The following is a 10,133-nucleotide window of genomic DNA, read 5'->3' as shown; positions in this document are numbered from 1 at the left end:
AGCAGATCTTGAAAACGAGGGGTGTGTCACCGCACTTCCAGGAGGGTCTTGCCGATGGTGGCTCGGGACTGGACGGCTGTGTGTGCGTCGGCTGCTCGTTCCAGGGGGAAGCGTTGGCCGATCACTGGGCGCAGGCGGCCGGCCGCCGCCTCCGCCAGTGCGGTTTCGACGAACTCGCGTAGCTCCTCCGGCGTCGGCCGCGGCCGTATCAGCGTCACCGCGCGATCCGCGGCGGTCTCGTCGGGGATGTCCGTCCATGCGCCGCTCGCGAGACCGAAAACGACCATTTGGCCGCCGCGGTCGAGCAGGTCGAACGCTGATCGGCCGATGGTGCCGCCGACTCCGTCGAAGACGACGTCCACCCCGCCGACGGCCTCCCGGACACGTTTGTCCCACCCGGGCTCCCGGTAGTCGACCGTCGCCTCGGCGCCCAGCTCGCGGGCCAGTTCGACCTTGCGTCTCCCGCCGGCTGCCGCGACGACTCGGGCGCCGGCCGCCCGCGCGAGCTGAACGAGCAACGTGCCGACGCCGCCAGCCGCCGCCTCGACCAGAACCCGTTCCCCGCCACGTAGGCCGGCCATGCGGATCAGCATCACCGCCGTGCATCCATCGGCCATCAGCGCCACCGCGCTGTCAAGACCGAGGCTGTCGGGGACCTCGACGAGGCCGCCGGCATCTACCACCGCGCGCTCGGCATAGCCACCGGAACCGCCGGTAGCGCTGACCACCCGCCTGCCGACCAGGGCCTTGTCGACGTCCGCGCCGACCGCCGTGACCACACCACCCACGCCGTTACCCAGGATCATCGGCAGCTTCGCCGGGTACGGTCCGGCGCCGTTGGCCCGGAACTGGGTGTCCACGAAGGTGATGTTGGCGAACGCCACCTCGATCAGCGCCTGCCCGGGCCCGGCCACCGGGTCCGGGGCGTCGCCCGCGACCAGCACCTCCGGCCCGCCGAACCCCTTCAACCACACCGCGCGCACAGGACTCCTCCCGATCAGCTCACGTTCCCGGAGCACACATCCCCCGCAGCCAAGCCCACAACCTCACCCTTGGTTCAGGTCAAGCGCCGTTTCCGCGCCCTGGAACACAGGCCCGACGACCTCGACCTACAGATGCCATCGATTAGATGCCATCGATTAGCCAGCTAAATTGACTACTTACCGCAGCAAGGCGGCTACTTTCCAGCTTATGCTTTACAGCAAATACGCTGTCCCGACGTCCGGAGGAGTAGCAGCATGACCAGGGTGATGGTGAAAGATGATCCGTCGACGTCCCCACCGGCCGAACTCTCCGGAAACGGAGCTCCCCCGGACGAGGAGGCATGGGCACGGTCCCGGTTCGTCGGCCTTCCTCACGAACCACTCACCGATGCCGACCTGCGGCGCTGGCCGTTCGGCATCGGCGCGGTCGAGACCCGCGACGGGATTACCTTCTTCCGCTCCCGTCACCCGGACGGCTTCACCGCGGACGACCTGCGCCAGACGCCCGAGGACGGCAGGCGATACGAGCTACTTGACGGGACGATCGCGGTGAGCCCGTCCCCCGGCTTCACTCACCAGCTCGTGGTGGCGCACCTGCTGGCCATTCTCGTCGGCGCCCAGACCGGTACCGCGCGGACGCTTCCCGCCCCTTTCGACGTCGCTCTGCCGCGTGGGCGTGTCCTTCAACCCGATATCGTCGTCATGCCGCACGCCCAGGCCAAAATCCCGGTTCTCGTGGTCGAGGTCCTGTCCCGATATGGACGCGGGTACGACCGGAAGGAAAAGTTCGACGAGTACGAGAGATCCGGCATCCCGTCATACTGGATTATCGATCCCGATATCCCGGAGATCTCCGTCTTTGAGCTGACAGCAGGCCGGTACGAGCGGGTCACGCGGGTCGAGGGCTCGGCGACATGCAAGGTGGAGAGACCGTTTCCGGTCAGCTTCTCCCCCGCAGCCCTGCCGGCCTGACGGAAAAGCGGAAAAACGGAACCGCCGGTAGTGAAGCAGACACTTCCGGCGGTTCCGTCTGAGGGCACCGTATTCCGTGAGGGCATCGTATTCATCGCCCGGCATGGCCGGAGCCGTGGGTCAGACGTTGAAGCCGAGGGCGCGCAACTGCTCGCGGCCGTCATCGGTGATCTTGTCGGGGCCCCACGGCGGCATCCAGACCCAGTTGATGGTCACGTCATTGACCAGCGCGTCCGGCCCGTCGGTCAGGGCGGAGCGGGTCTGGTCCTCGATCACGTCCGTCAGCGGGCACGCCGCCGACGTCAGCGTCATGTCCAGGGTCACGGTGTTGTCGTCGTGGATGTTGATCCCGTAGACCAGGCCCAAGTCGACGACGTTGATGCCGAGCTCGGGGTCCACGACGTCGCGCATGGCCTCCTCGACGTCGTCGAGAGCGGCCTTGTCGACGGCAGCACCGGCGGCCACCCCTCCGGCGGCCGTCCCGCCGCCAGCGCCCTGCCCGCCACCGGCGGCCGTCCCGTCGGCAGCGGCTGCCTCGCCGGGAGCCGCCGCGCCGGTGGCGGCCGGGTCGCCGGCAGCGGTGGCCGTGGCTCGCGCCGCCGCCGGGTCGCTACCGGTCGTCTCCTGGCCAGCCAGCGTGGTGGTTTCGCTCATCGGTCCGTCTCCTGTTCCGGGATGCCGCCCACGGCCTGCGCGGTCGCGTCCTTCCAGGCCATCCATGACAGCAGGGCGCACTTGACCCTGGCCGGATACTTTGACACGCCCGCGAAGGCGACCGCGTCCTCCAGCACGTCCTCGTCCGGCTCCATGGTGCCGCGGGACTGCATCAGCGCCAGGAACTCCCGTTCCAGTCCGAGCGCGTCGGCCACGGACCTGCCGATCACAAGGTCGGTCATGACGCTCGCGGACGCCTGGCTGATCGAACAGCCCTCGCTCTCGTAGGAGACGTCCGTCACCACACCGTCGGCGACCCTGACCCGTAGGGTCACCTCGTCGCCGCAGGTCGGGTTGACGTGGTGAACCTCGGCGTCGAACGGTTCGCGCAGCCCGCGGTGATGCGGGTTGCGGTAGTGGTCCAGGATGATCTCCTGGTACATGGAGTCCAGTTTCACGTTCCGAAGAACCTCCCGACGTGCCCCAGACCTTCCACCAGCGCGCCGACCTCACTTCGGGTCGAGTACAGGTGGAAGGACGCCCGGGTCGTGGCCGGAACGCCGAAGCGCAGGCAGACCGGGCGGGCACAGTGCTGTCCCACACGGACGGCGATGCCGAGTTCGTCGAGCAGCTGGCCGACGTCGTGCGGATGCAGCGCCCGGCCGTCGGAGCCGGTCAGGACGAACGAGACGGCCCCACCCCGGTCGACCGCGTCCGTTGGCCCGATGATCCGCAGCCCGGGTACGGCGGTCAGCTGTTCGAGGGCGTAGGCGGTGACGTCGTGCTCGTGCGCGGCGATGGCGTCCATGCCGAGATCGGTCAGGTAGTCGACGGCGGCGCCGAGACCAACCGCCTGGGCGATCATCGGCGTGCCGGCCTCGAACCGGTGCGGCGGGTCGGCGTAGGTCGACGACTCCATCGTCACGAGCTCGATCATCTCGCCGCCGCCGAGGAACGGCGGCATGGCCGCCAGCAGTTCGCCGCGACCCCACAGCACGCCGATACCGGTCGGCCCGCACATCTTGTGGCCGGTGAAGGCGAGGAAGTCCACGTCGAGGGCGACCACGTCGACCGGCATGTGCGGCACGGACTGGGAGCCGTCGAGGACGACGAGCGCGCCGACCTCGCGGGCCCGGGCGACCAGCGTCGCGACCGGGTTGACCGTGCCGAGAATGTTCGACTGGTGCACGAACGAGACCAGCTTCGTCCGCTCGTTGATCACCTGGTCGAGGTTGGAAAGGTCGAGGCGGCCGTCGTCGGTGATGCCGATCCAGCGCAGCGTCGCCCCGGTCCGCCGGCACAGCATCTGCCACGGCACCAGGTTGGAGTGGTGCTCCATCTCGGTGATGGCTACCTCGTCGCCGGGCCCGAGCCGGAACCGCTCCGCCTCCGGGCCCGACGTCGCCGCGTTGCTCATCGCGTAGGCGACGAGGTTCAGCGCCTCGGAGGAGTTCTTGGCGAAGACGATCTCGTCACGCCGGGGGGCGCCAATGAACGCCGCGAGCTTGTCCCGGGCGTTCTCGTACAGCGCGGTGGCCTCCTCGGCAAGCGTGTGGATGCCGCGGTGGACGTTGGCGTTGTGCAGCTCGTAGTAGTCCCGCTCGGCGTCGAGGACGCGGGTGGGCTTCTGCGAGCTCGCCGCGCTGTCGAGGTAGACCAGCGGCCGGTCGTCGTGCACCCGCCGCGCCAGGATCGGGAAGTCCTTGCGGACCCGCTCGACGTCGTACCCGGACCTCGGCCCGCCCACCCCGGCGAGGAGGGGCGAAGGCCTGCCGCCGGTCCTCGGGTCGGTCTCCGTATCGGTCATCGTCACGCCGCCGTCCCGGCCGGCTCGGTCGTCTTCACGTACCGGTCGTAGCCGCTGTCCTCCAGGACCGCCGCGAGCTCCGGGCCGCCGGAGTCGACGATGCGGCCGCCGGCCATCACGTGGACGAACTCCGGCTTCACGTACCGCAGGATGCGGGTGTAGTGGGTGATCAGCAGGATGCCGGTCTGCCCCGCCGACCGGACGGACTCGATGCCGGCGGAGACGATCCGCAGCGCGTCCACGTCGAGGCCGGAGTCGGTCTCGTCCAGAATCGCGATCTTCGGCTTGAGCAGGGCCATCTGCAGGATCTCGTGGCGCTTCTTCTCACCGCCGGAGAAGCCCTCGTTGACGCTGCGCTCGGCGAACGCCGGGTCCATCTCCAGCGTCGCCATGGACTCGCGGACCTCCTTGACCCAGGTCCGCAGCTTGGGCGCCTCACCGCGCACGGCCGTCACCGACGAGCGCAGGAAGTTCGACACCGACACACCGGGCACCTCGACGGGGTACTGCATGGCCAGGAAGATCCCGGCGCGGGCCCGCTCGTCGACGCTCTGCGCGAGGACGTCGACGCCGTCCAGCGTCACCGTTCCCTCGGTGATCGTGTACTTGGGATGGCCTGCGATGGAATACGCCAGCGTCGACTTGCCGGAGCCGTTCGGCCCCATGATCGCATGGGTCTCGCCGCGACGGATCGTCAGATCCACGCCGCGCAGGATCTCCCTCCCCTCGGCGGAGTCGGTCTCCACCGAGACGTGGAGGTTACGGATCTCAAGGGTCGACACGTTAGTTCAGTCTCCTCAACCGCTATCTGTGACGCGCGCCGCGCACCGTGATCCCGTGCCGCGGGACCCGCCCCACGGGACCCGCGCCTGTGCCCTGGCGTGCGCTGCGCGCCGTGCGCTATGACTCCCCGACGTCCACAAGAACGTCGTCACCGTCGATCTTCACGGGATAGACGGGCACCGGCTCGGTCGCCGGCAGCCCAAGGGGCTCACCTGTGCTGAGGTCGAACTGCGAGCCGTGCAGCCAGCACTCGATCTTCGCGTCCTCGATCTCGCCCTGGGAGAGCATGACGTCGGAGTGCGAGCACTCGTCGCGGACGGCGTAGACCTGCCCGCCCGCCAGCGCCAGGCACACCGGCTCCCCGTCGACCTCCACCCCGAGCGGGATGTCCTCGCTCAGGTCGGACAGGGCACACGCCCGCTGGAAACCGCCCACTACACGACCCCGCCAAGTTCAGCCTCGACCGCCGCGGCGATCCGCTCCCGCAGCGAATCGATCTCGATCCGGTCGACGATCTCGGCGAAGAAGCCCCGGACGACCAGACGCCGCGCCTCGTCCGCCGGAATGCCCCGCGCCATCAGATAGAACAGCGCCTCGTCGTCGAACCGCCCGGTCGCGCTGGCATGGCCGGCGCCGGTGACCTCCCCGGTGGAGATCTCCAGGTTCGGCACCGAGTCCGCCCGGGCGCCGTCGGTGAGGACGAGGTTGCGGTTGAGCTCGTAGGTGTCGGTACCCACGGCGTCCGCCCCGATCACGACATCACCGATCCACACCGCGTGCGCGCCGTCGCCCTGCAGAGCGCCCTTGTAGGCCACCCGGCTGCGGCACGACCGCGGACCGTGGTCGACGAGCAGACGGTGCTCCTGGTGCTGGCCGGCGTCGGTGAAGAACAGCCCGTAGAGCTCGGCGTCCCCACCGGGCCCGGCATAGGTGACCGTGGGCGACAGACGCACCAGATCACCGCCAAGGGTGACGGTGAACGAGCGGAACCGCGCGTCCCGGCCGACCGCGGCCGCGTGCGCGGCCACGTGTACCGCGCCGGCGTCCCAGTCCTGCAACGACACCAGCGTCAGCGACGCGCTGTCACCAACCGACAGTTCGACGTTGCCGGCGAACGTGGCCGCCCCGGTGTGGTCGAGCACCACCGTGGCGGACGCGAACGCGCCGACCTCGACGACCAGATGCCCGTAGGCGACCCCGCCGCCGCCGTGCAGCCGTACGATCACCGGTTCGGCCGGCGCGGACTCGGCGGGAACAGTGATCACGACGGCGCGCTCGGCCCGGGTCATCGCGAACGCCGACACCCGGTCGACCGGGGTGAGCACCCGCCCGACACGCGCGTCGTCAAGGCCGACGTGCTCTACCGTGACCGGCGGCGGGGCCTGCACGCTCACCTCAAGGGCGGCGTCGGTCGCCTCCGGGCCGGCGAGCAGGCCGCGCAGGCGGCGCAGCGGGGTGAACCGCCACTCCTCCTCACGCCCGGTCGGGACGGGATGGGCCTGTGGGTCACGGGAGTGCACCGGCTGCGGCCGGCTGTCGGGCCGCCGGTCCGGCGCGCCCGCGGCCACCCCTGGCCGGGAGCCGAACGGCAGGCCGGTCGACGACCCCGCCGCCGGCACCGGCACGGTCGCGGTGGCGGCCGACGACCCGTCCGGAGAACTCGGAGAACCCGGAGAACCCGGAGAACCGTTGTGGACAGGAGCTGTCACCATCAGCCGACCGCGCCTTCCATCTGCAGCTCGATCAGTCGGTTGAGCTCGAGGGCGTACTCCATCGGCAGCTCGCGGGCGATCGGCTCGACGAACCCGCGCACCACCATCGCCATCGCCTCGTCCTCGGACAGCCCGCGGCTCATCAGGTAGAAGAGCTGGTCCTCCCCGACCTTGGACACGGTGGCTTCGTGCCCGATGGAGGCGTCGTCCTCCCGGACGTCGACGTAGGGGTAGGTGTCCGACCGGCTGACCGTGTCGACCAGCAGGGCGTCGCACTTCACCGTCGCCCGCGAGTTGTGCGCGCCCTCCTGGATCTGCACCAGACCGCGGTAGGAGGTGCGGCCGCCGCCGCGGGCCACCGACTTGGACACGATCGTGGACGACGTCCGCGGCGCCGCGTGCACCATCTTCGCGCCGGCGTCCTGGTGCTGGCCGGCGCCGGCGAAGGCGATCGAGAGCACCTCGCCCTTGGCCTGCTCGCCGAGCAGCCACACCGCCGGGTACTTCATCGTCACCTTGGAACCGATGTTGCCGTCGATCCACTCCATGGTGCCGCCGGCCTGGCAGGCGGCCCGCTTGGTCACCAGGTTGTAGACGTTGTTCGACCAGTTCTGGATGGTCGTGTACCGGCAGCGGGCGTTCTTCTTCACGACGATTTCCACGACCGCGGAGTGCAGCGAGTCCGAGGAGTAGATCGGCGCGGTGCAGCCCTCGACGTAGTGGACGTAGGCACCCTCGTCCACGATGATCAGGGTCCGCTCGAACTGGCCCATGTTCTCGGTGTTGATGCGGAAGTACGCCTGTAGCGGGATCTCCACGTGCACACCCGGCGGGACGTAGATGAAGGAACCGCCGGACCACACCGCGGTGTTCAGCGCGGCGAACTTGTTGTCCCCGACCGGGATGACCGAGCCGAAGTACTCCTGGAATATCTCCGGGTGCTCCCGCAGGCCGGTGTCGGTGTCGAGGAAGATGACGCCCTGCTCCTCAAGATCCTCACGAATCTTGTGGTAGACGACCTCGCTCTCGTACTGGGCCGCCACGCCGGAGACCAGACGCTGCTTCTCGGCTTCGGGGATGCCGAGCTTGTCGTAGGTGTTGCGGATGTCCGCCGGCAGGTCGTCCCAGCTCTCCGCCTGCTTCTCGGTCGAACGGACAAAATACTTGATGTTGTCGAAATCGATCCCGGACAGGTCCGCGCCCCAGGTGGGCATGGGCTTGCGGCCGAACAGCTTCAGACCCTTGAGCCGGAGCTGGGTCATCCACTCCGGTTCGCTCTTCTTGGCCGAGATGCCCAGGACGACCGCTTCGGACAGCCCGCGCTCGGCGGTCGCCGCGTACGCGTCCGTGTCGGACCAGCCGAACTTGTAGGAACCCAGTCCTTCGAGCCGACTGTCGATCTCGGTCTCAGGAGTTGTGGTCATATGACAGGACCCTCCGAGGAGGTCAGAGAAGTGGCGGTGGGGGTGGAAACAGGTGGGGCCGACCGCGGCGCGGCGGACACGGCCGGCCCGGCCGACGTGGCGGACCCGGCCGAGGCGGTAGGCCCGCTGGAGGCCGGGGCGGCACGATCGTGGTCGTCCTCGGGCCGCTGGGACTCCCGGGCCTCCAGCGGCACATGCGTCGTGCACACCCCGTCACCATGGGCGATGGTGGCGAGCCGCTGGACGTGGGAGTCCAGCAGCCGCGACAACGCGGCGGTCTCCGCGCCGCAGAGCTCGGGAAACTGCTCGGCGACATGCTGGACGGGGCAGTGGTGCTGGCAGATCTGGACGCCCGTCGGCAGCTGCGAGGCGCTCGCGGTGTAGCCGGCGGCGGACATCGCCGCCGCCAGCGCCGCCGGCCGGTCGGCCGGATCGGCCTGGGCGACCGCGGCCCGCACCCGCCGCTCCAACTCGGCGGCGCGCGCCTCGGCGAACTCCGCGACGACCGCCTGGCCGGCGACGTCCGCGAGAAAACTCAGCGCGCTGGTGGCCAGATCCTCGTACGCGGTCGGGCCGGCCGCGTGGCCGGCGGCGGTGAGCTGGTAGACCCGAGCCGGACGGCCACGGCCACGCGGACCCGGGTTACGAGCCGACCGGGTGGTGATCGTGCCTTCCGCGAGCATCGCGTCCAGATGGCGGCGGATCGCCGCCGGTGACAGGCCGAGGTGTGCGGAAAGGGTGACCGCGGTCGAGGGGCCGAGCTCCAGGAGCAGGCGCGCGACACGGTCACGGGTCCGGCCATCGGCCGCCGTACCGTTGGAGGTGTCGGGCATGCTTTTCACAACACCACTGTGCCTTATTTCCCGCCGAGGGTCTAACCCCTCGGCCCACCGGTACGACGTGATCTGTCGAGGTACCCGACCATCGTGGCATCTGAGCTGGGCGAAGAGCGTCCGCTTGGGGCGAGCGTCTGATCCGCCACACCCGTCGGCGGCTCCGGGCAGCGGCATGCCGGCCCGCGGCGATACCACACGGAGACCACCCGCATCGGGCTGTCATCGCGCGAATCGACCATCTCACAGACCAACTCCTGACAGGCTGTGGCCGGGGACGGCATGCGTCTCCGGCTCGACGCGACCCGGACGGAGACCGTGACCGAGGCCGACCACAGCGCTCGCAAGCCCGACGCTGACCTGGCCGGCATCTCCGGATCCGCCCCGGACGCCGCCGGCACCGGTAAGGCCGGTAGCGGTAAGACCGGCACGAGCCCGCAGCGCGACGACTACGCGGCGGAGCTGGGACGCCGGCTGCGAGCCGCCCGCCACCGGCGCGGCATGTCCCTCGTCGACGTCCAGGAGCGTACGAACGGGCGCTGGACCGCCGGCACCCTGGGCGCCTATGAGCGGGGACGCCGCTCCCTGCGGGTACACCGCCTGATGGAGCTGGCCGAGCTCTACGACGTGACCGCGGTTGTGCTCATCCCGTCCCAGACGGACCGCTCCGAACTGGCCGGCCTGCCGCCGCTGGCCATCGACCTGCAGCGGCTGCGCAAGCTGCCACCGACCCGGACCGGCCCGCTGCGGCGCTGGATCGCGATCGTGCAGGTGCTGCGTTCGGAGAGCTCCCGGGACGTGCTGCGCCTGCGTCGCACGGACCTGCTCTCGCTGGCGCGGCTCTACAGCACGACGCCGCCGCTGCTCTACGAGCGGCTGCGCGCGTGGGGCACGCTCGTCGAGCCGGGATCCGGGCAGCGACCCGCCCTGCCGCGCGGGCGGCGCGGCCAGCCCCGTTCCTGACC

11 protein-coding genes are annotated in these 10,133 nt (G+C 69.9%); 2 read left to right on the top strand and 9 right to left on the bottom strand.

Going from position 1 to position 10,133, the window contains the following annotated elements:
- Positions 1–26: 26 nt before the first annotated feature.
- Positions 27–983, bottom strand: coding sequence for a zinc-binding dehydrogenase (locus CM1CMNOD_RS07810; RefSeq protein WP_013873128.1), 957 nt, complete (start codon positions 981–983; stop codon positions 27–29).
- Positions 984–1,238: 255 nt separating this feature from the next.
- Here CM1CMNOD_RS07810 and CM1CMNOD_RS07805 point away from each other — a divergent pair, with 255 nt between their 5' ends.
- On the top strand, positions 1,239–1,955 hold the full coding sequence (locus CM1CMNOD_RS07805) for a Uma2 family endonuclease (protein WP_013873127.1): 717 nt from the start codon (positions 1,239–1,241) through the stop codon (positions 1,953–1,955).
- Between the two features lie 120 nt (positions 1,956–2,075).
- Here the strand turns inward: CM1CMNOD_RS07805 and CM1CMNOD_RS23920 are convergent, their stop codons facing one another.
- From CM1CMNOD_RS23920 to CM1CMNOD_RS07765, 8 genes are all read right to left on the bottom strand, one after another.
- Positions 2,076–2,609 carry a metal-sulfur cluster assembly factor gene (locus CM1CMNOD_RS23920; protein WP_013873126.1) on the bottom strand — a complete coding sequence of 178 codons (534 nt, stop codon included), beginning with the start codon at positions 2,607–2,609 and terminating at the stop codon, positions 2,076–2,078.
- Entirely contained in the window at positions 2,606–3,067 is a 462-nt protein-coding gene (sufU, locus tag CM1CMNOD_RS07795) for a Fe-S cluster assembly sulfur transfer protein SufU (RefSeq protein ID WP_013873125.1), read from the bottom strand. The genes CM1CMNOD_RS23920 and sufU overlap by 4 nt, the downstream gene beginning before the upstream one ends.
- Positions 3,064–4,416, bottom strand: a complete 1,353-nt coding sequence (locus CM1CMNOD_RS07790) for a cysteine desulfurase (RefSeq protein ID WP_013873124.1) — start codon at positions 4,414–4,416, stop codon at positions 3,064–3,066. Before CM1CMNOD_RS07790 ends, sufU begins: the two co-directional genes overlap by 4 nt.
- 2 nt (positions 4,417–4,418) lie before the next feature.
- Positions 4,419–5,198: a Fe-S cluster assembly ATPase SufC gene (sufC, locus tag CM1CMNOD_RS07785; protein WP_013873123.1), complete on the bottom strand. Its 780-nt coding sequence runs from the start codon at positions 5,196–5,198 to the stop codon at positions 4,419–4,421.
- Between the two features lie 118 nt (positions 5,199–5,316).
- A complete protein-coding gene (locus CM1CMNOD_RS07780; RefSeq protein WP_013873122.1) occupies positions 5,317–5,634 on the bottom strand; it encodes a non-heme iron oxygenase ferredoxin subunit in 318 nt (105 codons plus the stop codon).
- Positions 5,634–6,911: a Fe-S cluster assembly protein SufD gene (sufD, locus tag CM1CMNOD_RS07775; RefSeq protein WP_013873121.1), complete on the bottom strand. Its 1,278-nt coding sequence runs from the start codon at positions 6,909–6,911 to the stop codon at positions 5,634–5,636. Before sufD ends, CM1CMNOD_RS07780 begins: the two co-directional genes overlap by 1 nt.
- On the bottom strand, positions 6,911–8,335 hold the full coding sequence (gene sufB / locus CM1CMNOD_RS07770) for a Fe-S cluster assembly protein SufB (protein ID WP_013873120.1): 1,425 nt from the start codon (positions 8,333–8,335) through the stop codon (positions 6,911–6,913). Before sufB ends, sufD begins: the two co-directional genes overlap by 1 nt.
- Positions 8,332–9,168, bottom strand: a complete 837-nt coding sequence (locus CM1CMNOD_RS07765; protein ID WP_013873119.1) for a helix-turn-helix transcriptional regulator — start codon at positions 9,166–9,168, stop codon at positions 8,332–8,334. The genes sufB and CM1CMNOD_RS07765 overlap by 4 nt, the downstream gene beginning before the upstream one ends.
- 462 nt (positions 9,169–9,630) lie before the next feature.
- On the opposite strand from CM1CMNOD_RS07765, the gene CM1CMNOD_RS07760 reads away from it, so the two are divergent.
- Positions 9,631–10,131 carry a transcriptional regulator gene (locus CM1CMNOD_RS07760; RefSeq protein ID WP_043605434.1) on the top strand — a complete coding sequence of 167 codons (501 nt, stop codon included), beginning with the start codon at positions 9,631–9,633 and terminating at the stop codon, positions 10,129–10,131.
- The last annotated feature ends 2 nt before the right edge of the window (positions 10,132–10,133 follow it).

Origin of the sequence: Protofrankia symbiont of Coriaria myrtifolia, assembly GCF_900634755.1 — a bacterium.
GTDB lineage: Bacteria > Actinomycetota > Actinomycetes > Frankiales > Frankiaceae > Protofrankia > Protofrankia coriariae.
This window is presented reverse-complemented; position numbering and strand designations above follow the sequence as displayed.

What these genes read in the sequence shown, in the direction of transcription:
- sufB (WP_013873120.1), bottom strand. Translation starts at nt 8,335, where the DNA reads ATGACCACAACTCCTGAGACCGAGATCGACAGTCGGCTCGAAGGACTG.
- CM1CMNOD_RS07805 (WP_013873127.1), top strand. Translation starts at nt 1,239, where the DNA reads ATGACCAGGGTGATGGTGAAAGATGATCCGTCGACGTCCCCACCGGCC.
- sufD (WP_013873121.1), bottom strand. Translation starts at nt 6,911, where the DNA reads ATGGTGACAGCTCCTGTCCACAACGGTTCTCCGGGTTCTCCGGGTTCT.
- CM1CMNOD_RS07790 (WP_013873124.1), bottom strand. Translation starts at nt 4,416, where the DNA reads ATGACCGATACGGAGACCGACCCGAGGACCGGCGGCAGGCCTTCGCCC.
- CM1CMNOD_RS23920 (WP_013873126.1), bottom strand. Translation starts at nt 2,609, where the DNA reads ATGAGCGAAACCACCACGCTGGCTGGCCAGGAGACGACCGGTAGCGAC.
- CM1CMNOD_RS07765 (WP_013873119.1), bottom strand. Translation starts at nt 9,168, where the DNA reads ATGCCCGACACCTCCAACGGTACGGCGGCCGATGGCCGGACCCGTGAC.